Origin of the sequence: Enterobacter sp. CCUG 70166, assembly GCF_020224095.1 — a bacterium.
GTDB lineage: Bacteria > Pseudomonadota > Gammaproteobacteria > Enterobacterales > Enterobacteriaceae > Enterobacter > Enterobacter intestinihominis.
Window position 1 is genome coordinate 197,303 of the sequence record NZ_NRIQ01000035.1, and the last position, 21,787, is coordinate 219,089.

The 21,787-nt window shown below is 56.3% G+C and carries 21 protein-coding genes; 9 read left to right on the forward strand and 12 right to left on the reverse strand.

Going from position 1 to position 21,787, the window contains the following annotated elements; translation table 11 throughout:
* The first annotated feature begins 99 nt into the window (after nucleotides 1-99).
* Nucleotides 100-831 (forward strand): flagellar brake protein YcgR, encoded by a 732-nt coding sequence (gene ycgR, locus CKK19_RS15120; protein WP_063853543.1) that lies wholly within the window; start codon nucleotides 100-102, stop codon nucleotides 829-831.
* A 37-nt stretch (nucleotides 832-868) separates the two neighbouring features.
* On the opposite strand, the gene emtA is transcribed toward ycgR, so the two are convergent.
* Entirely contained in the window at nucleotides 869-1,480 is a 612-nt protein-coding gene (emtA, locus tag CKK19_RS15125) for a membrane-bound lytic murein transglycosylase EmtA (protein ID WP_022648424.1), read from the reverse strand.
* 107 nt (nucleotides 1,481-1,587) lie between these two features.
* Between emtA and ldcA the strand changes: the two genes are divergently transcribed.
* Together ldcA and CKK19_RS15135 are read left to right on the forward strand one after the other, a co-directional pair.
* On the forward strand, nucleotides 1,588-2,502 hold the full coding sequence (gene ldcA / locus CKK19_RS15130; RefSeq protein WP_022648425.1) for a muramoyltetrapeptide carboxypeptidase: 915 nt from the start codon (nucleotides 1,588-1,590) through the stop codon (nucleotides 2,500-2,502).
* A gap of 97 nt (nucleotides 2,503-2,599) precedes the next feature.
* Nucleotides 2,600-4,333, forward strand: a complete 1,734-nt coding sequence (locus CKK19_RS15135; RefSeq protein WP_063151970.1) for a potassium/proton antiporter — start codon at nucleotides 2,600-2,602, stop codon at nucleotides 4,331-4,333.
* 94 nt (nucleotides 4,334-4,427) lie between these two features.
* On the opposite strand, the gene dadX is transcribed toward CKK19_RS15135, so the two are convergent.
* Both dadX and CKK19_RS15145 read right to left on the reverse strand, forming a co-directional pair.
* Complete coding sequence (dadX, locus tag CKK19_RS15140) at nucleotides 4,428-5,498, reverse strand: catabolic alanine racemase DadX (protein ID WP_046619458.1); 1,071 nt, start codon at nucleotides 5,496-5,498, stop codon at nucleotides 4,428-4,430.
* 9 nt (nucleotides 5,499-5,507) lie between these two features.
* Nucleotides 5,508-6,806 carry a D-amino acid dehydrogenase gene (locus tag CKK19_RS15145; RefSeq protein WP_022648428.1) on the reverse strand — a complete coding sequence of 433 codons (1,299 nt, stop codon included), beginning with the start codon at nucleotides 6,804-6,806 and terminating at the stop codon, nucleotides 5,508-5,510.
* A 321-nt stretch (nucleotides 6,807-7,127) separates the two neighbouring features.
* Here CKK19_RS15145 and CKK19_RS15150 point away from each other — a divergent pair, with 321 nt between their 5' ends.
* The gene (locus tag CKK19_RS15150; protein WP_022648429.1) at nucleotides 7,128-8,660 is read left to right on the forward strand and encodes a SpoVR family protein; all 1,533 of its coding nucleotides are present in this window, start codon (nucleotides 7,128-7,130) and stop codon (nucleotides 8,658-8,660) included.
* Nucleotides 8,661-8,726: 66 nt separating this feature from the next.
* On the opposite strand, the gene fadR is transcribed toward CKK19_RS15150, so the two are convergent.
* Nucleotides 8,727-9,446: a fatty acid metabolism transcriptional regulator FadR gene (gene fadR, locus CKK19_RS15155; RefSeq protein WP_015570315.1), complete on the reverse strand. Its 720-nt coding sequence runs from the start codon at nucleotides 9,444-9,446 to the stop codon at nucleotides 8,727-8,729.
* 202 nt (nucleotides 9,447-9,648) lie between these two features.
* Between fadR and nhaB the strand changes: the two genes are divergently transcribed.
* Both nhaB and dsbB read left to right on the forward strand, forming a co-directional pair.
* A complete protein-coding gene (gene nhaB / locus CKK19_RS15160) occupies nucleotides 9,649-11,187 on the forward strand; it encodes a Na(+)/H(+) antiporter NhaB (RefSeq protein ID WP_063853544.1) in 1,539 nt (512 codons plus the stop codon).
* Nucleotides 11,188-11,233: 46 nt separating this feature from the next.
* The gene (gene dsbB / locus CKK19_RS15165) at nucleotides 11,234-11,764 is read left to right on the forward strand and encodes a disulfide bond formation protein DsbB (protein ID WP_032622423.1); all 531 of its coding nucleotides are present in this window, start codon (nucleotides 11,234-11,236) and stop codon (nucleotides 11,762-11,764) included.
* Nucleotides 11,765-11,863: 99 nt separating this feature from the next.
* Here dsbB and CKK19_RS15170 read toward each other — a convergent pair whose 3' ends face one another.
* The 3 genes from CKK19_RS15170 to CKK19_RS15180 all read right to left on the reverse strand — a co-directional run bounded on the left by CKK19_RS15170 (nucleotide 11,864) and on the right by CKK19_RS15180 (nucleotide 13,380).
* The gene (locus tag CKK19_RS15170; protein ID WP_022648432.1) at nucleotides 11,864-12,304 is read right to left on the reverse strand and encodes a YcgN family cysteine cluster protein; all 441 of its coding nucleotides are present in this window, start codon (nucleotides 12,302-12,304) and stop codon (nucleotides 11,864-11,866) included.
* Between the two features lie 93 nt (nucleotides 12,305-12,397).
* Nucleotides 12,398-13,057: a fumarylacetoacetate hydrolase family protein gene (locus CKK19_RS15175; protein WP_015570313.1), complete on the reverse strand. Its 660-nt coding sequence runs from the start codon at nucleotides 13,055-13,057 to the stop codon at nucleotides 12,398-12,400.
* Nucleotides 13,058-13,104: 47 nt separating this feature from the next.
* Nucleotides 13,105-13,380 carry a YcgL domain-containing protein gene (locus tag CKK19_RS15180; RefSeq protein WP_015570312.1) on the reverse strand — a complete coding sequence of 92 codons (276 nt, stop codon included), beginning with the start codon at nucleotides 13,378-13,380 and terminating at the stop codon, nucleotides 13,105-13,107.
* A gap of 123 nt (nucleotides 13,381-13,503) precedes the next feature.
* On the opposite strand from CKK19_RS15180, the gene minC reads away from it, so the two are divergent.
* From minC to minE, 3 genes are read left to right on the forward strand one after another with little or no spacing between them, the layout of a single operon-like run.
* Nucleotides 13,504-14,211 carry a septum site-determining protein MinC gene (gene minC, locus CKK19_RS15185; protein WP_063853545.1) on the forward strand — a complete coding sequence of 236 codons (708 nt, stop codon included), beginning with the start codon at nucleotides 13,504-13,506 and terminating at the stop codon, nucleotides 14,209-14,211.
* 22 nt (nucleotides 14,212-14,233) lie between these two features.
* Nucleotides 14,234-15,046: a septum site-determining protein MinD gene (gene minD, locus CKK19_RS15190; protein WP_003859938.1), complete on the forward strand. Its 813-nt coding sequence runs from the start codon at nucleotides 14,234-14,236 to the stop codon at nucleotides 15,044-15,046.
* 3 nt (nucleotides 15,047-15,049) lie between these two features.
* Nucleotides 15,050-15,316 carry a cell division topological specificity factor MinE gene (minE, locus tag CKK19_RS15195; RefSeq protein WP_003859937.1) on the forward strand — a complete coding sequence of 89 codons (267 nt, stop codon included), beginning with the start codon at nucleotides 15,050-15,052 and terminating at the stop codon, nucleotides 15,314-15,316.
* 86 nt (nucleotides 15,317-15,402) lie between these two features.
* Here minE and rnd read toward each other — a convergent pair whose 3' ends face one another.
* The 5 genes from rnd to CKK19_RS15220 all read right to left on the reverse strand — a co-directional run bounded on the left by rnd (nucleotide 15,403) and on the right by CKK19_RS15220 (nucleotide 21,782).
* Nucleotides 15,403-16,518 (reverse strand): ribonuclease D, encoded by a 1,116-nt coding sequence (gene rnd, locus CKK19_RS15200; protein WP_225455181.1) that lies wholly within the window; start codon nucleotides 16,516-16,518, stop codon nucleotides 15,403-15,405.
* Between the two features lie 83 nt (nucleotides 16,519-16,601).
* Nucleotides 16,602-18,287 carry a long-chain-fatty-acid--CoA ligase FadD gene (gene fadD / locus CKK19_RS15205; protein WP_072201026.1) on the reverse strand — a complete coding sequence of 562 codons (1,686 nt, stop codon included), beginning with the start codon at nucleotides 18,285-18,287 and terminating at the stop codon, nucleotides 16,602-16,604.
* A gap of 203 nt (nucleotides 18,288-18,490) precedes the next feature.
* The gene (locus CKK19_RS15210) at nucleotides 18,491-19,072 is read right to left on the reverse strand and encodes a Slp family lipoprotein (RefSeq protein WP_225455178.1); all 582 of its coding nucleotides are present in this window, start codon (nucleotides 19,070-19,072) and stop codon (nucleotides 18,491-18,493) included.
* Between the two features lie 37 nt (nucleotides 19,073-19,109).
* A complete protein-coding gene (gene tsaB, locus CKK19_RS15215) occupies nucleotides 19,110-19,805 on the reverse strand; it encodes a tRNA (adenosine(37)-N6)-threonylcarbamoyltransferase complex dimerization subunit type 1 TsaB (protein ID WP_063853546.1) in 696 nt (231 codons plus the stop codon).
* Between the two features lie 66 nt (nucleotides 19,806-19,871).
* Entirely contained in the window at nucleotides 19,872-21,782 is a 1,911-nt protein-coding gene (locus tag CKK19_RS15220) for an ATP-dependent DNA helicase (RefSeq protein ID WP_063853547.1), read from the reverse strand.
* Nucleotides 21,783-21,787 lie beyond the last annotated feature (5 nt).

Genomic DNA, 21,787 nt, shown 5'->3' on the forward strand with positions numbered 1-21,787 from the left:
TCAATATCAGCGGAGAAAAACAGATCGTTTGTATTAAGTTTCATGCCATCGTGCCGATAACCCAGAGACAGTCTGTCATCTATCGAGGAGCCATCTGGCGTGAGTAGCTACAGTGAGCAGTTCCTGAAACAAAATCCGCTGGCTGTATTAGGGGTGTTACGCGACCTGAAAAAGGGCGAGGTGCCGCTGCGCATCAACTGGTCAACCAGCCAGTTTATCAGCAAGATCCTGGACGTGACGGCAGAACACCTGATCGTGGATCTGGGTAGCCAGAGCGATGAAAACCGTGCCGCGCTACAGGCAGAAAACCTCTCGGTGATGGCCGAAACGCAGGGGGCTAAAGTTGAGTTTATACTGCCTCACCTGACCACGATCGTGTACCAGGGTTTGCCTGCGTTTATCACCCCCCTGCCCGCTAATCTCTGGTTCGTGCAGCGCCGCGAGTATTTTCGCATCAGCGCCCCGCTTCACCCGGCCTACTTCTGTAAGGCGAAAATGCCGGACAAAAATGAGATCCGCTTTCGTCTCTTCGACCTGTCGCTGGGCGGCATGGGAGCGTTGATGGATATGCCGAAGCCGGAAGGGCTGGTGGAAGGTATGCGTTTTAGTCAGATCGAGCTGGATATGGGCGGATGGGGACGCTTCTGGTTTGACGCCCAGCTGACTGCCATCAGCGAGCGCAAGGTGGTGGACGGCAAAAACGAAACCATTACCACGCCGCGACTGAGTTTTCGCTTTCTGAATGTCGGGCCAGGCGCCGAGCGCGAACTACAGCGCATCATTTTTTCACTGGAGCGTGAAGCGCGGGAACGCGCGAATAAAGTGCGCTGAAAGGCGTCGGGCAGCGTGCTGCCGCCCGACAAAGACGTTACATGGCGTCCATTGCTTTCTGTACTTTCCAGATATAACGTGGAGCCTGTGCTGACGGATGATTCTTCACAACGTGTTCGAAGAATTCATCTTTATCCATATCGTTAATCTCTTCTATCGCCTCTTTGCGATCGGATGAGAAGGTTCGGAGCAGCGCGCCAGCTCCGTTAACGTACGACACCACCAGCGCATATTGCATCACTTCCGGATCGTCAATTCCCTTCAGAATGCCATGCTCCAGAATGCTCAGGTAAGCGGTTCCCATAGAGATATTACGTTCCGGGTTTTTCAGCTCGCTGGTGGATGGCTGTCCCTTCCAGCCCATGTAGCGATAGACCTCTCTTCCCGCCGTAGAGGCTTTTAACTGCATCAGCCCCACCGCATTCGATTTACTCACCAGCGTCGGGTTACCGCCGGACTCCACGGCGATGATCGCGGTGATCAGGCGCGGGCTCACGCCCCAGGCCTTCCCGGCTTGTTCGCTGATCGGCATCCACTGCATGGCCCGCTTTACCGGGACTTCAGGATTCCAGGGGGGATTTTTATAATCATGTTTTGAACTACAGCCAGCGAGCAACACAATCAAAAAAGCAAACCATCTCAATTTCACGTCATCTATCCTTATAGCCGGTCATCGCGGTACGTCGCCCCTTGAAGCAGGCGGCGTATAAGCGGCATGATATAGACAATTAGATTCTCATTCAGCAAGGAATTGCCATGCCTCAGTTTCATCTCATTGCACCGTCGGGCTACTGCATCAACCAGGAGGCGGCACAGCGGGGCGTTCAGCGCCTGCTGGAAATGGGCCATCAGGTAGAAAATCAGACAATTATCCCCCGCCGCATGCAGCGTTTTGCCGGTACGGAGGCGCAGAGACTGAGCGATATCAACAGCCTGGCGACGCTGGAAGGTGAAAACACTATTGTGCTGGCCGTGCGCGGCGGCTATGGCGCAAGCCGGCTGCTGGAGAGCATCGACTGGGCCGGGCTGGCCGCACGCCAGCAGCAGGATCCGCTGTTAATCTGCGGACACAGCGATTTCACGGCGATCCAGCTCGGCCTGCTGGCGTTGCATAACGTCATTACCTTTAGCGGTCCGATGCTGGCCGGCAACTTTGGTGCGCCGGAGCTGGATGCGTTTACGCAGGACCATTTCTGGCGCGCCCTGCAAAACCCGACGTTTACCGTCGAGTGGCAAGGCAACGGACCGCACTGGGAATGTGAAGGGCAGCTGTGGGGCGGAAACCTCGCGATGCTGGTATCGCTGATTGGGACACCGTGGCTGCCGCAGATCGAGGACGGCATTCTGGTGCTGGAAGATATCAACGAACACCCGTTCCGCGTCGAACGCATGCTGTTACAGCTTTATCACGCCGGGATCCTGGATCGGCAGTCGGCCATTGTGCTGGGCAGTTTCAGCGGGTCAGCCCCCAACGATTACGACGCAGGCTACACGCTGGAGACGATGGTCGATTTCATTCGTTCCCGGCTGGATATTCCGGTGATCGCCGGTCTGAATTTCGGCCATGAGCAGCAAACCATTACCTTGCCACTGGGTGCCCGGGCGCACCTTGCACACGGTAATTCAGGCAGTCGGTTAACAATCAGCGGTCATCCGGTCTTAAAGGCATAAAAAAGCCGTTATTCCCCCTCAATAAAACGCAGATACAGTTGTTAATATGTTAGGGTTTTAATAACAGCGTTCACATTGAGGTGGGAGTAAGACGACATTGAGTGCCACAGCGATAATCAGTCTTTTCATTCTGGGTTCCATCCTGGTAACCTTCAGCATTTTATTAAGTTCATTTTCATCGCGCCTTGGCATACCTATTCTTGTCATTTTCCTGGCTATCGGCATGCTGGCGGGGGTTGACGGAATCGGCGGTATCCCCTTCGATAATTACCCTTTCGCCTATATGGTAAGTAACCTCGCGCTGGCGGTGATCTTGCTGGACGGCGGCATGCGCACCCAGGCAAGTTCGTTTCGCGTTGCCTTAGGCCCGGCGCTGTCTCTGGCTACCGTCGGCGTGCTAATCACCTCCGGCCTGACCGGTATGATGGCAGCCTGGCTGTTTAACCTCGATATGATGGAAGGCCTGCTTATTGGCGCGATTGTCGGCTCTACCGATGCGGCGGCGGTGTTCTCGCTGCTCGGCGGCAAGGGGCTGAACGAGCGCGTTGGCTCCACGCTTGAGATTGAATCCGGCAGCAACGATCCGATGGCGGTGTTCCTGACCATCACCCTGATTGAGATGATCCAGCAGCACGAAACTGGCCTGAGCTGGATGTTCGCCTGGCACATCCTCCAGCAGTTTGGCCTCGGGATTATCATTGGTCTCGGCGGCGGTTACCTGTTACAGCAGACAATCAACCGTATTACGCTGCCTTCCGGCCTTTACCCGCTGCTGGCCCTGAGCGGCGGGATCCTGATCTTTGCCGTCACCACCGCGCTGGACGGCAGCGGTATTCTGGCGGTTTACCTCTGTGGATTCCTGCTGGGCAACCGACCGATTCGTAACCGTTATGCGATACTGCAAAACTTTGACGGGCTGGCCTGGCTGGCACAGATCGCCATGTTCCTGGTGCTGGGCCTGCTGGTGACGCCTTCCGACCTGCTGCCTATCGTCGTGCCAGCGCTGCTTTTGTCGGCCTGGATGATCTTCATCGCCCGTCCGCTGTCGGTGTTTGCCGGGCTGCTGCCGTTCCGCGGGTTTAACCTGCGTGAGCGGATATTTATCAGTTGGGTGGGGCTGCGCGGCGCGGTGCCGATTATCCTGGCGGTTTTCCCGATGATGGCCGGGCTGGACAACGCTCGTCTGTTCTTCAACGTCGCCTTCTTCGTGGTGCTGGTATCGCTGCTGTTCCAGGGGACGTCGCTGGGCTGGGCGGCGAAAAAAGCCAAAGTGGTGGTACCGCCCGTTGGCTGGCCGGTCTCCCGCGTGGGGCTGGATATTCATCCAGACAACCCGTGGGAACAGTTTGTCTATCAGCTAAGCGCCGATAAGTGGTGCGTGGGTGCTTCGCTACGCGATCTGCATATGCCCGCTGAAACGCGCATTGCCGCCCTGTTCCGGGATAACGCCCTGCTTCACCCGACCGGCAGCACGCGGCTGCGAGAGAACGATATCCTCTGCGTGATTGGCCGCGAGCGCGACCTGCCTGCCCTTGGCAAGCTGTTCAGCCAGTCGCCCCCGGTGGCGCTGGATCAGCGTTTCTTCGGCGATTTTATCCTCGAAGCCAGCGCCCGCTTTGCGGATGTGGCGCTGATTTATGGCCTGGAGGGAGGACTGGAGAATCGCGATAACCAGCAAACACTGGGCGAGATTATTCAGCAATTATTAGGGGCTGCACCGGTCGTCGGTGACCAGGTGGAGTTTGCCGGGATGGTCTGGACGGTGGCCGAGAAAGAGGATAACGCGGTGCGCAAAGTCGGCGTAAGGCCGATGGAGGAGGAGGCGGAGTAGCTGCTTTCTTGCCGGGTGGCGCTAACGCTTACCCGGCCTACGTTCGGGCTTTTGTAGGCCGGGTAAGGCGAAGCCGCCACCCGGCACACACAAGTTACACCGTCACAACAGGCACTCTTGACGCCAGCGCGCACATCAGTTCATACCCGACAGTGCCCGCCGCAGCGGCCACATCATCAATTTTAACCTCGTTGCCCCACAGCTCAACCGGTGAGCCGATCCCCGCCTGAGGACATGGCGTCAAATCAATAGCCAACATGTCCATTGAGACGGTGCCTACCGTGCCCGTACGCACGCCATCGACCCACACCGGCGTGCCGCTCGGGGCGATGCGCGGATAACCATCTGCATAGCCCCCCGCCACGATACCGATACGCTGTTCGCCCGCTGTCCGATAGCGGCTGCCATAGCCCACCGTATCGCCCGCTTTCAGGGTTTGCACGCCGATAATTTCGCTTCGTAACGTCATCACCGGCTTCAGGCCGCTGTTGGCGATATCCTGCCACTGACCTGAGGGTGACGCGCCGTACAGAACGATCCCCGGGCGCACCCAGTTGTAATGCGCCTCGGGATGCCAGAGCGTTGCCGCTGAGTTCGACAGCGAGCGCGGACAGTCCAGCCCTTCTGCCGCCTGCTCAATGCGGACCATAGCATCGGCAATGCCGTCCGGCTTTTCCGCATCGGCAAAATGCGCCATCAGCGTCATCTCACCGACGTTTTTCAGCGCACGAAGCTGCTGCCAGACCGTGTGCACACGTTCAGGCTGGAAGCCCAGACGATTCATACCGCTGTTCACTTTGAGATAGATATCCAGCGGGGCATGCAGCTTCGCGTCCTGAATGGCCTTGATCTGCCAGTTACTGTGAATGCTGGTCGTCAGGCGGTACTTATCCAGCAGAGGCAGATCTTGCGCATGGAAGAATCCTTCCAGCAGCAGGATCGGTCCTTTCCAGCCGCGCTCACGCAGCAGGATGGCCTCTTCCAGATTCAGCAAGGCAAAACCGTCGGTGGCGCCGAGCGCACTCCAGATACGGTCGATACCATGACCGTAGGCGTTGGCTTTCACCACCGACCAGACACGAGAACCCGGCGCAGCACGACGAACAATTTGCAGGTTATCCTTCAGCGCCTGCAAATCCAGCTGGGCCAGAATGGGACGGGACATGACGACTCCTTAATTATGCGCGCCGTGCAGGTGTTGTGGACGCGAGGGGGTAAACCCTGATTGATAGCGTGCGGCGCTTAAATCGTCAAACGGAATTGCCGGCGTCCGCCCGGAAATCAGGTCGCTAAGCAGCTGGCCCGAACCGCAGGCCATGGTCCAGCCAAGCGTACCGTGGCCGGTATTTGTCCACAGATTTTTGTAAGGCGTACGGCCCACAATCGGCGTGCCGTCCGGGGTCATTGGACGCAGGCCGGTCCAGAACGTCGCCTGCTCAATGAAACCGCCGCGCGGGAAGAGATCGCCGACGACCATCTCCAGCGTTTCACGACGTGGTTTGAGCAGTTCGGTATTGAAGCCCACGATTTCCGCCATGCCGCCGACGCGGATCCGGTTATCGAAACGGGTGATGGCGATTTTGTAGGTTTCATCAAGAATGGTTGATACTGGCGCGCCGCTGTCCTCTTTCACGGGAATGGTCAGGGAGTAGCCTTTCAGCGGATAGACCGGGATGTCCAGGATCCCTTTCAGCATCGCGGTAGAGTAGGAGCCAAACGCCATCACGTAAGCATCGGCTTTGATGACCTCTTCTCCACACTTCACGCCGTAAATCTTCTCCCCTTCCGACAGCAGCTTGTCGACAGAGGTGTTGAAGCGGAATTTCACCCCGGCCTGCTCACACATGCGCGCCAGACGCTGGGTGAAAAGCTGGCAGTCGCCAGTTTCATCGTTCGGTAAACGCAGGCCGCCCGTCAGCTTGTGCGCGACCTCGGCAAGTGCTGGCTCCACCTGGGCAAGTTGGCTGGCTTCCAGCAGCTGATAGGGTACGCCCGCATCTTCAAGCACGGCGATATCGCGGGTCGCGTTTTCGTACTGTTGCGCGGTACGGAACAGCTGAAGTGTGCCGCCCTGGCGCCCTTCATATTCGATCCCCGTTGAGGAACGCAGCGCTTTCAGGCAATCGCGGCTGTATTCTGCGAGGCGCACCATGCGCCCTTTGTTTTCCATGTAGTGGCGGGTGTCGCAGTTGCGCAGCATCTGCCACATCCACTTAAGCTGGAACTGTGTGCCGTCAAGGCTTATCGCCAGCGGCGCATGTCGCTGAAACATCCATTTGATCGCCTTCAGCGGAACGCCCGGGGCCGCCCACGGCGCAGCGTAGCCCGGGGAGATCTGCCCCGCATTCGCCGCACTGGTTTCCAGCGCCGGACCGGATTCGCGATCGATAACGGTAACCTCATGTCCCGCCTGACTTAAATACCAGGCGCTGGTTACGCCAACGACACCACTTCCCAGTATGACAACACGCATAGCCACTCCATTATGAGCAAAAGAACAATCATCTAATTACAGATTGATAACCTAGCTGAAAATATTATTCAACATATGACTTTTTTATGGTGACTCAACTCACATATCCCGCTGTATCAGGGGATGGCGCTTATTTGGGATCTCCTGCTGCGCGTTATTTTTAACCAGTAGAAAATTCTGCTAGCACCGCTTTTTTTGCCGTATCGAAAACGGGAAATCGCAAAGAAAAAATTTCTGCGCCCCGCGTATTTGAATGGGGTGATCTATGCTTGAAAGGAGGCTCTCCAGTCAGAGAGAGCGACCAACAACGAGGGCGCGCTAATGGCTACACTAGATTCCATGTCAAGGGACAGCACCCGTCTGAGCGATGGACCCGACTGGACCTTCGAGTTGCTGGATGTCTACCTGGCGGAGATCGACCGGGTGGCCAAACTCTATCGTCTGGACACCTATCCCCATCAGATTGAAGTCATCACCTCGGAACAGATGATGGACGCTTACTCCAGCGTCGGGATGCCGATTAACTATCCGCACTGGTCGTTTGGTAAAAAATTCATTGAAACGGAGCGACTGTATAAGCACGGACAGCAGGGGCTGGCGTATGAAATCGTTATTAACTCTAACCCGTGTATTGCCTATCTGATGGAGGAGAACACCATTACCATGCAGGCGCTGGTGATGGCGCACGCCTGCTATGGACATAACTCGTTCTTCAAAAATAACTATCTGTTCCGCAGCTGGACGGACGCCAGCTCCATCGTCGATTACCTTATCTTCGCCCGCAAATACATTACCGACTGCGAAGAGCGCTACGGCGTGGACGAGGTAGAGAAGCTGCTGGACTCCTGCCACGCGCTGATGAATTACGGCGTTGACCGCTATAAGCGTCCGCAGAAGATCTCATTGCAGGAAGAGAAAGCCCGGCAGAAGAGCCGCGAGGAGTATCTGCAAAGCCAGGTGAATATGCTGTGGCGCACCCTGCCGAAACGTGAGGAGGAGAAAACCGTCGCCGAGGCGCGTCGTTACCCTTCCGAGCCGCAGGAAAACCTGCTCTACTTTATGGAGAAGAACGCCCCACTGCTGGAGCCGTGGCAGCGTGAGATCTTGCGCATCGTGCGCAAGGTGAGCCAGTATTTCTATCCTCAGAAGCAGACCCAGGTGATGAACGAAGGCTGGGCGACCTTCTGGCACTACACCATTCTTAACCACCTGTATGACGAAGGAAAAGTCACCGAGCGGTTTATGATGGAGTTTTTGCACAGCCACACCAACGTGGTATTCCAGCCAGCGTATAACAGCCCGTGGTACAGCGGCATTAACCCGTACGCACTCGGCTTTGCCATGTTCCAGGATATCAAGCGTATCTGCCAGTCGCCCACCGAAGAGGACAAATACTGGTTCCCGGATATTGCCGGTTCTGACTGGCTGGAAACGCTGCACTTCGCGATGCGTGATTTTAAGGATGAGAGCTTTATCAGCCAGTTCATGTCGCCGAAGATCATGCGTGATTTCCGCTTCTTCACCGTACTGGATGATGACCGCAACAACTACCTGGAGATCTCTGCGATCCACAACGAAGAGGGCTATCGTGAGATCCGCTCGCGCCTGTCGTCTCAGTACAACCTGAGCAATCTTGAACCGAACATTCAGGTCTGGAATGTGGATCTGCGCGGTGACCGCTCTTTGACGCTGCGCTATATCCCTCACAACCGCGCGCCGCTGGATAAGGGGCGTAAGGAAGTGCTGAAGCATGTGCATCGCCTGTGGGGATTTGACGTGTCGCTGGAGCAGCAGAATGAAGATGGCAGCGTGGAGCTGCTGGAGCGGTGTCCGGCGCGGTTGAATACGTTGTAGTTTTTTTGCCCGGTAAGCGAAGCGCCACCGGGCGAAAAAAACCTCTCAATCGAGAGGTTTTTTATTTCAGCGACTCTGAATCGCTAAATCACCCGGCAGGGTTTTCTGCATTCGGTGCCAGATTTCACCGGAGTCGTGGCCATAACGACGCACCGTTTCATAGACCTGATCGTGCAGCCCTTCGGTGCAGAGCTTGCTCAGTTTATGGTAGAAGCCGAGCGCCAGGCTGCGGGCTTCAGGGTTGGCAAAGTAGTGACGACCAATGCGTGTATATAACCCTTTCATTCCATTCAGGATCAGACCGTAAACCGGATTGCCGGAAGCAAACGCCAGACCGCGGAACACGTTGTAGTCGAGGGTCGCAAAGGCGTCCGCGTGGTCTTCCACCTCATTGGCGGTGGCAAGCACCTTCAGCGCATCTTCAGGATGCTGACGAAACGCGGTGCGGATGAAAATGGTAGCGATGTTGGTGCGCACCGAAAGCAGATTGTCAATCAGCTGCGGTACGCTTTCGTGATCGAGACGCGCCAGCGTTTCCAGAATATTCAGCCCGGACGTTTCCCAGAAGTTATTCACCTTAGTGGGTTTGCCATGCTGTATCGTCAACCAGCCATCGCGCGCCAGACGCTGGAGCACTTCTCGCAGCGTGGTACGGGTGACGCCAATCAGTTCAGAGAGTTCGCGTTCAGCAGGTAGAATTGATCCCGCAGGGAAACGATTATTCCAGATGCTTTCAATGATGTACTCTTCCGCGAAACCCGCCGGGCTCTGCGCCTTAATGACCATAGTGAGATTTCCATTACACAGCTTTAGCAAATTGCACTCATCATACCAGAGGCGCACAGAGGCAGATAGCGCAGCAGAGACAGAAAAGAGGGATCGCCGTTTCATTTTTATGAAATTTACAAAATGGCTTTATCCCCCTCTCCGCCGCCGTTTTTGCGTATACTGATGTCTTGTCTTATTTGACGGGGAAAGGACGTCTGTCGTGGAAATTTCATTTGGGCGCGCGCTGTGGCGCAACTTTTTAGGTCAGTCACCTGACTGGTACAAACTCACTCTACTGGTATTCCTGGTCGTTAATCCCGTTATCTTTTTGCTGGATCCCTTCGTTGCCGGGTGGATGTTGGTCGCCGAGTTTATCTTTACCCTGGCGATGGCATTGAAGTGCTATCCGCTGCTGCCCGGCGGGCTGCTGGCGCTGGAAGCCGTGGTCATTGGAATGACCAGCGCGGAGCATGTTAAAAACGAGATTGCGTCGAATCTTGAAGTCCTGCTACTGCTGATCTTCATGGTGGCGGGGATCTACTTTATGAAGCAGCTTCTGCTGTTTATCTTCACCCGTCTGCTGCTGAGCATTCCGTCGAAAACGCTGCTCTCGCTGGCGTTTTGCCTCGCCGCGGCTTTCCTCTCTGCCTTCCTGGATGCGCTGACGGTTGTGGCTGTGGTGATCAGCGTCGCCGTCGGCTTTTACGGTATTTACCACCGGGTCGCCTCGTCTCGTCCTGGCGATAACTTACAGGACGACAGCCACGTTGAGGCGCACAACCGCGATGTGCTCGAGCAGTTCCGCGCGTTTCTGCGCAGCCTGATGATGCATGCGGGCGTGGGGACGGCGCTGGGGGGCGTGATGACAATGGTCGGAGAGCCGCAAAACCTGATTATCGCCAAAGCGGCTGAGTGGCATTTTGGCGAATTTTTCCTGCGCATGGCGCCGGTCAGCGTGCCCGTTCTGATCTGCGGCTTAGCGACCTGCGTGCTGGTCGAAAAATTCAACCTTTTTGGGTATGGCGCGAAGTTGCCCGATCAGGTCCGTCAGGAGCTGCATAAGTTTGACGAGCAGAGCCGCAAACAACGCACGCGCCAGGAGACGCTGCGCCTGATTGCACAGGGCATCATCGGCGTGTGGCTTATCGCTGCGCTGGCCTTCCACCTTGCCGAGGTGGGGCTGATTGGTCTGTCGGTAATTATTCTGGCAACCAGCCTGAGCGGCGTCACGGACGAACATGCTATCGGAAAAGCCTTTACCGAAGCGCTGCCGTTTACCGCCCTGCTGGCGGTATTTTTCGCCGTCGTGGCGGTGATTATAGATCAACATCTGTTCACGCCAATCATCGCGTTTGTGCTTCAGGCCACGCCAGATTCGCAGCTAACGCTGTTCTATTTGTTTAACGGTCTGTTGTCTTCTATATCCGATAACGTCTTTGTCGGGACGGTATACATCAATGAGGCTAAAGCCGCGATGGAGCAAGGGATTGTCAGCAGTGAACAGTTCGAGCTGCTGGCGGTGGCGATCAACACTGGAACCAACCTCCCCTCCGTGGCAACCCCGAACGGTCAGGCGGCCTTCCTCTTCCTGCTGACCTCGGCGCTGGCGCCACTCATACGACTTTCTTATGGAAGAATGGTCTGGATGGCGCTGCCGTACACGCTGGTGCTTACCCTTGTTGGTTTGCTGTGCATCAAAATTACTCTCGTTCCCTGTACGCAATGGTTGTTGCAAGCAGGTATACTTGCGGCGCATTAAAATTCGTTTACACTGCGCTGTCTAAGCATGTTCCAGGGAAATGATTATGTTGCGATTTTTGAACCAGTGCTCACGCGGTCGCGGAGCATGGTTGTTGATGGCCCTGACCGCCTTTGCGCTGGAAATGGTCGCGCTGTGGTTTCAGCATGTGATGGGGCTGAAACCTTGCGTCCTGTGTATTTATGAGCGTTGTGCGCTGTTCGGCATTATGGGCGCGGGTCTGGTAGGTGCGATTGCACCTAAAACACCGTTACGCTATGCCGCAATTGCCATCTGGCTGTACAGCGCCGGGAAAGGGATTGCGCTTGCCTGGGAGCACACCCAGATGCAGCTTCACCCGTCGCCGTTTATGACCTGCGACTTTGCCGCCCGCTTCCCGAGCTGGCTGCCGCTGGATAAATGGCTGCCGCAGGTGTTTGTGGCCTCCGGTGACTGCTCTGTACGCCAGTGGGAGTTTCTGACGCTGGAGATGCCGCAGTGGCTGGTGGGCATTTTTGTCGCCTACTTCGTGGTAGCGCTGCTGGTGCTGATTGCCCAGCCGTTCAAGCCAAAGAAACGCGATCTTTTTGGAAGGTAAAAGCAAAACGGCAACGTCAGTTTTGTAGGTCGGGTAAGCGCAGCGCCACCCGACAAAATTGCGCACAATAAAAAACCCGCCTCGGCGGGTTTTTTATTATCACCGATTAGGGTGATTCATAATGTGGTCTTCCCAGTCCTGCACCTCGGACTCTTTCACCGCAATGTGGCGCACGGAAATACGCTCGCCGTGCATCGCCGCTTTCGACCCCGTCAACAGCGGATGCCATGTGGGCAGATCTTTTCCTTCCGCCAGCAGGCGATACGCGCAGGTATGCGGCAGCCACTCAAAGGTCGGCAGATTTTCACGGGTTAACTTGATGCAGTCCGGCTCATAGTCGAAACGGCGCTCATAGTTGCGGCACTGGCAGGTTTTGATGTTTAACTGCTTGCAGGCTACGTTGGTGAAATAGATCTCGTCCGAATCTTCATCCATCAGCTTATGCAGGCAGCACTGCCCACAGCCGTCACACAACGATTCCCACTCCGCGTCGGTCATGTCGTCGAGAGTTTTGCTTTGCCAGAAAGGAATGTCGTTCATCGGGATGTCCACACGTCAAAATAGAGCGCACCTTATAACGAGTCTGGCACGTTGATGCAAGTTTTGCCGCCCTTTTCAGGCGGCAAGGTGCTTTTACAGCACGCGGGTTTTCAGCGACAGGCCGTTAAAACTGACGTCCAGTTCGTCGCCACTGTGCAGCGGCCCCACACCTTCCGGAGTGCCGGTAAGGATCACGTCGCCGGGTTTCAGGGTGAAGAAGCGGCTCATGTAGGCAATCAGCGGAACGATCTTATGGATCATGTCAGCGGTCGTCCCCTGCTGGCGGATCTCGCCGTTGACCTTCAGGCTGAGGGGCGTATTCTGCGGGTCGTCGGTAAATTCACTCACCGGAACGAAACCGGAAATCGGGCATGAATTATCAAAACCCTTGGCTTTTTCCCACGGCTGCCCCGCTTTCTTCATTTTGCCCTGGACGTCACGCAGCGTCAGGTCGAGCGCGACACCGTAACCCGCAATCGCCTTCTCTACATGCTCTTCAGTTGCCTGGCGCAGCGTCGCGCCGATCAGCACCGCCAGTTCCACTTCATGATGCACCGAACCCAGTCCCTGCGGCAGAACCAGCGGCTGGCGAATATCGCACAGTGCGGTTTCTGGCTTAATAAACAGAACCGGCTCTTCCGGCACGGCGCTGCCCATCTCCTGAATATGTTTTGCATAGTTGCTGCCCACGCAGACCACTTTGCTGACGGGATAATCCAGTAATGCACCTTGCCAGTTATGATGTTGATACATGGTCGACCCCTAATCGGTTGATGAGTTGTTCCCGGAAGGACCCGGGCTTATTTCTTTCCGCTCAGCTCAAGGTGCTGTTTTAATAAATTCTCCGGTGGCGGCGGAAGCTGTAAATAATAGCCCTGCTCGATTAACGCCTTTTTGACTTTCTCCAGATCGGCGTTCACCAGCTTCTTACGGCCGTCCAGCGGCAGCAGCATCGCCAGCTGCGGTCGGCCAAAGCTTTTCATTAATTCTTCAGGCACGCGGGAAAAATCGTCTTTCTTTTCGACATAAAGGTAGGTCTGGTCGCGGCTGGTACTTCTGTAGATCACACAAAACATGTTTTTACTCTGAATTAATGGGTGGTTGCTTGCCTCAATATACTCCTGACTATAACATGCCTGATACTCTTCGGAATATCGCGGCGATGTGTTGCGGTTAATAGCAAATTGAGTAAGGCCAGGATGTCAAATACGCCCATCGAGCTTAAAGGCAGTAGCTTCACCTTATCAGTGGTTCATTTGCATGATGCAAAACCCGAGGTTATTCGTCAGGCGTTAGAAGACAAAATCGCGCAGGCTCCCGCTTTTCTTAAGCATGCTCCTGTTGTCGTTAATGTAAGCGACCTTGAGGGGCCGGTTAACTGGAAGCGACTCCAGCAGGCCGTCGTCTCCACGGGGTTGCGCATCGTGGGTATAAGCGGCTGTAAAGACGCAGAGTTAAAAGCCGAAATTGAACGCGCGGGTTTGCCCTTGTTAAACGAGGGTAGAGAAAAATCCCCGCGTGCAACGCCTGCAACCGTTCCCGCTCCCCCGCCTCCGGCGCAAAATGTAGCCCCAGTCACAAAAACGCGATTGATTGATCTGCCGGTTCGTTCCGGTCAGCGCATTTATGCGCCAAACTGTGATCTGATTGTTACAAGCCACGTCAGTGCGGGCGCAGAACTGATTGCAGACGGCAATATTCACGTTTACGGTATGATGCGTGGGCGTGCGCTTGCGGGCGCCAGCGGCGATCGAGAAGCACAAATTTTTTGTACTCACCTGACGGCAGAACTGGTGTCTATCGCAGGTGAATATTGGCTGAGCGATAAAATCCCAGCCGAATTTTATGGCAAAGCGGCTCGTCTGCAGCTGGCAGATAACGCTTTGACCGTTCAACCGTTAAATTGATCCCTTTTAACAAGGAATTTCTATGGCACGCATTATTGTTGTGACTTCGGGTAAAGGAGGCGTTGGCAAGACCACCTCCAGCGCGGCCATCGCTACTGGTTTGGCCCAGAAGGGAAAGAAAACCGTCGTAATCGACTTCGATATCGGTCTGCGTAACCTGGACCTGATCATGGGTTGCGAGCGTCGCGTGGTGTATGACTTCGTGAACGTCATTCAGGGCGATGCCACGCTTAACCAGGCGCTAATTAAAGATAAGCGTACCGAGAACCTCTACATTCTCCCGGCGTCCCAGACCCGTGATAAAGACGCGCTGACCCGTGAAGGCGTGGAAAAGGTGCTCGACGATCTGAAAAAGATGGAGTTCGACTTCGTGGTCTGCGACTCCCCGGCCGGTATCGAAACCGGCGCGCTGATGGCGCTCTACTTCGCGGATGAAGCCATCATCACTACTAACCCGGAAGTCTCGTCAGTACGTGACTCCGACCGTATTCTCGGCATTCTGGCCTCGAAATCTCGTCGCGCGGAAAATGGCCAGGAGCCGATCAAAGAGCACCTTCTGCTGACCCGCTACAACCCGGGTCGGGTGAACAAAGGTGACATGCTGAGCATGGAAGACGTGCTGGAGATCCTGCGCATCAAACTGGTTGGCGTGATCCCGGAAGATCAGTCCGTATTGCGCGCCTCTAACCAGGGCGAGCCCGTGATCCTGGATACACAGGCAGACGCGGGTAAAGCGTATGCGGATACCGTTGACCGTCTGCTGGGAGAAGAACGTCCTTTCCGCTTCATTGAAGAAGAGAAGAAAGGTTTCCTCAAACGCCTGTTCGGAGGATAAGTTATGGCATTACTGGACTTTTTTCTCTCGCGGAAAAAAAGCACCGCCAACATCGCAAAAGAACGTCTGCAAATCATTGTGGCGGAACGTCGTCGTAGCGACGCCGAACCGCACTACCTGCCGCAGCTGCGCAAAGACATTCTGGAAGTGATCTGCAAATACGTGCAGATTGACCCGGAAATGGTCACCGTTCAGCTGGAGCAAAAAGACGGGGATATTTCGATTCTGGAGCTGAACGTGACGCTTCCGGAAGCGGAAGAGTCGCGTTAATCCGTTTGTGGTTTTGTAGGCCGGGCAAGCATCGTACCGCCCGGCAATTTCCCCGGTGGCGCGGCGCTTACCGGGGCTACAATTCTTTAGCGCGGATACCCTTCCAGCAGGGTATTCAGGCGTTCAGCCATCAGTTCCCCCCGCCATCCGGCGACCAGTTCAGGTAAACCATTTTGCGGTTTCAACTTCCAGTGCCAGTTCAGCAGCTGGTTAATCTGACGACGTGAAGCCAGCAGTTCGGCGCTCAGTTTGCTTTCCCCCGCCACCGTCTGCACCAGCGCTTTGATATCTTTGAACGCCTTGCGGTAGCCCGGCATATCCATCAGGTTAAGCAGTGGTTCTGGCAGTGCGTCCTCCGGCAGCTGCTGAGCTTTCTCTACCAGCGCGAGCAGCGTTTTACCGTGGAAACGGATCTCACTCCCGGAAAGGCCAATGCTGTCCAGTTCGCCAAGGCTACCCGGCATATAGCGCGCTACCGCCCACAGGTGTTCTTCACGCACCACGAAGTTTACCGCCAGATCGCGCTCACGCGCTTTACGCAGCCGCCAGTCAGCCAGCAGTTGCAGACAGGCCAGTTGACGGGTGCGCAGCTGCCAGGCGTTAGTGATGTCACGCCAGGCCTCTTTCGGATCAACCACTTCCTGACGACGCTGCTGCGTCATGCGGCACTCGTCCAGGGCGGCAGACAGCCAACCGGACGCCTCAGCCTCTTTCATAAGCTGGCCAGCAATCGGCAGCAGGTAGAATACATCTGCCGCGGCGTATTCAAGCTGACGCGCCGTCAGCGGGCGCGCGAGCCAGTCGGTACGCGATTCGCTCTTATCCAGCGTCAGACCGGTGTACTCTTCCACCATCGCCGCGAAGCCCCAGGAGAGCGGACGACCGCTGAACGCCGCGAGGATCTGGGTATCAATCAGCGGCTGCGGCATGATGCCAAAGGTATTGAGAAAGACTTCCAGATCTTCACTGCCGGCGTGCAGATATTTGGTCACGGCGGTATCAAGCAACAGCTCGCGCATTGGCGCCCAGTCGGTAATGCCGAGGGGGTCAATCAACGACACGTGTTTGCCGTCATACATCTGGATCAGGCCCAGCTGCGGGTAGTACGTGCGGGTACGGACAAATTCCGTATCCAGGGCGATAGCGGGGAAATCACGCGTCACCTCGCACAGCGAAACCAGCTCGTCGTTGGTAGTGATCATCTGGTAATTCAAATCGGACTCTCTTTTGTTTGCGCCCATAAAAAACGCCGGCTTAACCGGCGTCTGGGCGATTAACGTGAAGCTCAGGCCTTATTGTCCACTTTGGCACGGGCTTCGTCACGTAATTCTCGTCGTAATATCTTCCCGACGTTGGATTTCGGCAGCTCATCGCGGAATTCCACCAGCTTCGGCACTTTATAGCCCGTCAGCTGCCGGCGACAAAACGTTATCAGCGCTTCCTCGGTAAGAGAAGGATCTTTCTTGACCACAAATATCTTCACCGCTTCACCACTGCTGCCGGAAGGAACCCCCACCGCTGCCACTTCCAGCACGCCGCTGTGCTGCATCACCACGTCTTCGATTTCGTTCGGATAGACGTTGAAACCGGAAACGAGGATCATGTCTTTCTTGCGATCGACGATACGCAGAAAACCTTCGTCATCCATCACCGCGATGTCGCCGGTGTACAGCCAGCCGTCTTTGATGATCTCATCCGTGGCATCTGGGCGCTGCCAGTAGCCCAGCATCACCTGCGGCCCTCTGACGCACAGCTCGCCCGGTTCGCCGTGAGGCACTTCGTTACCCTCATCGTCCACCAGTTTAGCTTCCGTCGACGGGACCGGCAGACCGATACTGCCGCTGTGGTAGTCGATGTCATGCGGGTTGACGCTGACCAGCGGGGCGCATTCCGTCAGACCATAGCCTTCCAGCAGATACTGTCCGGTGAGTTTTACCCAGCGCTCGGCAACCGCCTGCTGAACCGGCATCCCGCCGCCCGCAGAAAGATGCAGCGTGGAGAAATCGAGCTGCTGGAACTCTTTATTGTTAAGCAGCGCGTTAAACAGGGTGTTCACGCCGGTCATGGCGGTGAACGGGTATTTCGCCAGCTCTTTAACCAGCCCCGGAATGTCGCGCGGGTTGGTGATCAATACGTTTTGACCGCCAAGCTCGATAAACAGCAGGCAGTTCATGGTCAGCGCAAAAATGTGATACAGCGGAAGCGCGGTGATCACCAGCTCCTTGCCCGGGTGCAGTAGCGGCCCGTAGGTGGCGTTCACCTGTTCAAGGTTCGCCAGCATATTACGATGGGTCAGCATCGCCCCTTTAGCCACGCCGGTGGTACCGCCGGTGTATTGCAGGAACGCCAGATCTTCTGACACGATCTCCGGCTTAACGTACTGCATCCGATAGCCCGCATGCAGCGCACGGCGGAAAGAGATGGCATCCGGCAGGTGGTATTTCGGCACCAGCCGCTTAACGTATTTCACGACAAAGTTGACCAGCGTACCTTTCGCGGTAGAGAGCTGGTCGCCCATGCGCGTCAGGATGACGTGCTTAACCTGGGTTCTTTCAACGACTTTTTCCAGCGTGTGGGCAAAGTTGGAGACAATCACAATCGCCGCCGCACCGCTGTCATTCAACTGATGTTCCAGCTCGCGCGGAGTATAGAGCGGGTTAACGTTAACCACGATCATCCCCGCCCTGAGGATCCCGAACAGCGCCACCGGGTATTGCAGCAGGTTTGGCATCATCAGCGCGACGCGATCCCCTTTCTGCAAGCCCAACCCTTCCTGTAAATAGGCCGCAAACGCCCGGCTGCGCTCTTCCAGCTTACGGAAAGTCATCACTTCGCCCATATTCACAAATGCGGGCTGGTCAGCGTAGCGCCGTACCGAGTGTTCAAATAATTCAATCAGGGATTGATAACGGTCAGGATTGATCTCCGCAGGGACATCCGCGGGATAACGGTTAAGCCAAACCTTTTTCAATGCATCACCTCTGAAATGAGTGTTCGTCGTCATCACAGCCCCGATAATAAACAGTTTGTTAACATTATATTAACTCAGCGTACCAGTTTATTAATTGTTCAGATTGCAGGTTGCGAAGCGCGTCACTCTTTTTTTTCGTTTTATCCGTAAAAAAACAGAGACAGCGGCTGAGCCGCTGTCTCTTTCCTAATAATAACAGTAACTTATTCAGTTACGATTGTTTGAACCTGTGCAGGGCCTGGATTGTACCAACCCCAGCCACCGTAGCCGTAACGATACGGATGTGGACCCCACATCCACGGATCGATTGGCTGTGGCGGCATCACCACCTGCTGGGCGATACGCCAGCGTTTATAGCCGTTCACCTGCATGGTCATAAATTTGTATGGCGTATTGCCGATTTTCCCCGCCACCGAACCGGTAATCGGCCCGACGACGGTCACCAGCTGTCCGCGGAAATCTACCGGATCGAGGAAGCCGCTGACGTCAGCGTAGATCCGCCCGCGCGAGGCTTCACCCAGAACAGGCCGTGCGCCGCTGTCCAGTGGAACGGTGGCAATCTCCAGCCGGGTTTTCCCCTGCTGGTTTAGCACTTCAACCACCTTGCCGCCAAAGCGCGCTTCCTGCCCGACATACAGCTCCGGAGCATTCATCACGCGTACCAGATCCTGCTGTGGCGTCGAGCTGGTGCCCTTGATCGCATCAGGAACGGTGACGCACCCGCTCAGTGCTATGGCAACCGCGCCTGCCATAAAAAAGCGTACAACTTTAGTCTGAACCGCCATGATGCGACTCCTTTTTCTCAGTTCCTGTTACTGAGATTCACTCGCGGCCAGGAAGTTTCTTCCATGCGACGGTGTTTCGTAAATAAACCGGCTCGGCGTGTTCAACGGCCACGGTTTTTCCTGCGGCAAGCTGCTGACAGGCAACAGGCAACATATCTTCGGCGGCAGGCAGGAGCATGTTACCGTCCACCAGCGTAAGGCCGGTGTCCTTCGCCATCTCAGGCCATGCCGGCCAGCCGGTTCCGACCGTCGCCCACTCACCGGTGAGCTGTTTCAGGCGCTCGGTGACGGCTTCAGGTTTAAGCACGGCTTCCGACTCTTCGCCGTGCCAGACGCCGTTTTCGTCACGGGTGTACTCCGCCCAGTAGACTTCACCCATGCGGGCATCAATCGCGGCCAGCACGCGGCTGGCACCGGTCATGCGCCAGGCACCCTGAGCCATAGTCGCAAGCGTTGAAACGCCGATCATCGGCAGGTCAGCGCCCAGCGCCAGCCCCTGCGCAATGCCAATCCCGATACGTACGCCCGTAAAGCTGCCCGGGCCACGGCCGTAGGCCAGCGCGTCGAGGTCAGTCAGGGCGTTGTTGCCCTCAGTTAAAATGGTTTTTACCAGGGGCAGAATACGTTGGGTGTGTTCCCGTGGGCACTCTTCGAAATGAGCAAAAGTCGTACCGTCGTTCCACAGGGCAACGGAACAGGCCTCTGTCGCGGTATCAATAGCCAGAATTCGCATCAGTCGTCGCGCTCTCGCAATGGTCAGTCACAAAATGGCGCGCATCTTAACACACTCCGGGAAGAATTACTCCGCCGTCGGGTTCGCCAGGAAGCGGACCGCGCGTTTAATATCCCGTGTGCGCGGCGCAGGCGGCAGGCTGGCGAGGAAGGTGGCGCCGTAGGGACGCATCACCAGGCGATTGTCGCAGATCACCAGCACTCCGCGGTCGGTGACGTCGCGTATCAGTCGCCCTACCCCCTGTTTAAGCGTGATAACCGCGTCCGGCAACTGGACGTCGTCGAACGGATCGCCCCCGCGCAGACGGCAGTCCTCCATGCGTGCTTTCAGGAGCGGATCGTCCGGCGATGTGAATGGCAGCTTATCGATAATCACCAGCGAGAGCGTATCGCCGCGCACGTCCACCCCTTCCCAGAAGCTGCTGGTCGCCACCAGCAGGGCATTACCGGCGCTGACAAACTGCTGGAGCAGCTGGCCTTTGCTGGTTTCCCCCTGCAACAGCACCGGCAACGTCATGGTCGCGCGGAACTGCTCGGCCAGATCGCGCATCATGGCGTGAGAGGTGCAGAGCATAAAGCAGCGTCCGTTGTTGGCCTCAATCATCGGCTTTAGCATGGCCGCCAGATGGCGCGCCGCCCCTGGCTGGTTAGGCAGCGGCAGATTGCGTGGCACGCACAGCAGCGCCTGTTTCTCATAGTCGAACGGGCTTGGGAGGAGTAAGGATTCAGCCTGCTCAATGCCGAGACGCTCGGTAAAGTGGTGCAGATCGTCGTTGACCGACAGCGTGGCCGAGGTAAAGACCCAGGTGCCGGGCTTTTGCGCCATCACCTCTTTGAATTTATCGGCAACGGTCAGCGGCGTGAGCGCCAGGGTAAAGTGGCGCGAGGTACATTCATACCAGTAGCTGTAGCCCGGCTGGTTGATCTCTTTCAGCCGTTTCAGCCGCCCGCGATAGAGCGTGGCGCGTTCAAAGGCAGCGTCTAACAGGGCGGAACGGCCCAGTGACAGCTTCGCCACGTCGTAGTAGAGCTCAAGGGCATCATCGAGCAGCAGCAGCGCGCGCTGGATATTTTTGTCTGCCAGCAGTTCGCGCAGGTTGCCGCGATAGCCCGGCTCGCCAAGCTGTAAGCGGAAATCCTGTGCGCATTGCGCCAGGCGGTCCGCGCACTTCTGCAACTGCTGGGTATCTTTGAGCTCGGTGCGATAGGCAATGGTAATATCTTTCGCCAGATCCTGAAGCTGACGGCTGGAGAGCGACTGGCCAAAATACTGGCTGGCGATGTCCGGTAGCTGATGGGCTTCATCGAAGATCATCACCTCCGCCTCCGGGATCAGCTCGCCGAAACCACTGTCCTTGACCACCATATCCGCAAGAAACAGGTGATGGTTCACCACCACCACATCGGCTTCCATCGCCGTTTTACGCGCTTTCACCACAAAGCAGTCTTTATACAGCGGGCAGTCGCTGCCGAGGCAGTTGTCGTTGGTGCTGGTCACCAGCGGCCAGGCCGGGGAGTCTTCCGGCACGCTCGCACAGGTGCTGATGTCCCCCTCCTCCGTCTGGTTGGCCCAGGCGCGCAGGACGATCACATCGCTGAGTGTTTGTACCGGCAGGTCACCGCCCGCCAGTGCCTGCTGTTCGAGACGCTCCAGACACAGATAGTTAGAACGCCCTTTCAGCAAGGCCAGACGCCCTTTGTATTTCAGCGCTTTCGCCACCGTGGGTAAGTCGCGGCTGTAGAGCTGATCCTGGAGCGCTTTTGATCCCGTAGAGATGATCACCTTTTTTTTCGCCCGCAACGCAGGAGCGAGGTAAGCGTAGGTTTTCCCCGTACCGGTGCCGGCCTCCACAACCAGCGGCTGCGCCTTGTCGATGGCGTGCGCGACGGCATGCGCCATCTGACGTTGGGGTTCGCGCGGTTTAAAACCGGGAATTGCCTGTGCTAACTGACCTTCAGGGGAAAAATCGTCTGCCACGGTGT

Excerpts from the sequence above, each read along its gene's own strand:
- ldcA (WP_022648425.1), top strand. The coding sequence starts at position 1,588 with ATGCCTCAGTTTCATCTCATTGCACCGTCGGGCTACTGCATCAACCAG.
- dadX (WP_046619458.1), bottom strand. The coding sequence starts at position 5,498 with ATGTCCCGTCCCATTCTGGCCCAGCTGGATTTGCAGGCGCTGAAGGAT.
- CKK19_RS15145 (WP_022648428.1), bottom strand. The coding sequence starts at position 6,806 with ATGCGTGTTGTCATACTGGGAAGTGGTGTCGTTGGCGTAACCAGCGCC.
- CKK19_RS15150 (WP_022648429.1), top strand. The coding sequence starts at position 7,128 with ATGGCTACACTAGATTCCATGTCAAGGGACAGCACCCGTCTGAGCGAT.
- fadR (WP_015570315.1), bottom strand. The coding sequence starts at position 9,446 with ATGGTCATTAAGGCGCAGAGCCCGGCGGGTTTCGCGGAAGAGTACATC.
- dsbB (WP_032622423.1), top strand. The coding sequence starts at position 11,234 with ATGTTGCGATTTTTGAACCAGTGCTCACGCGGTCGCGGAGCATGGTTG.
- CKK19_RS15170 (WP_022648432.1), bottom strand. The coding sequence starts at position 12,304 with ATGAACGACATTCCTTTCTGGCAAAGCAAAACTCTCGACGACATGACC.
- CKK19_RS15175 (WP_015570313.1), bottom strand. The coding sequence starts at position 13,057 with ATGTATCAACATCATAACTGGCAAGGTGCATTACTGGATTATCCCGTC.
- CKK19_RS15180 (WP_015570312.1), bottom strand. The coding sequence starts at position 13,380 with ATGTTTTGTGTGATCTACAGAAGTACCAGCCGCGACCAGACCTACCTT.
- minC (WP_063853545.1), top strand. The coding sequence starts at position 13,504 with ATGTCAAATACGCCCATCGAGCTTAAAGGCAGTAGCTTCACCTTATCA.
- minD (WP_003859938.1), top strand. The coding sequence starts at position 14,234 with ATGGCACGCATTATTGTTGTGACTTCGGGTAAAGGAGGCGTTGGCAAG.
- minE (WP_003859937.1), top strand. The coding sequence starts at position 15,050 with ATGGCATTACTGGACTTTTTTCTCTCGCGGAAAAAAAGCACCGCCAAC.
- rnd (WP_225455181.1), bottom strand. The coding sequence starts at position 16,518 with ATGATCACTACCAACGACGAGCTGGTTTCGCTGTGCGAGGTGACGCGT.
- CKK19_RS15210 (WP_225455178.1), bottom strand. The coding sequence starts at position 19,072 with ATGGCGGTTCAGACTAAAGTTGTACGCTTTTTTATGGCAGGCGCGGTT.
- tsaB (WP_063853546.1), bottom strand. The coding sequence starts at position 19,805 with ATGCGAATTCTGGCTATTGATACCGCGACAGAGGCCTGTTCCGTTGCC.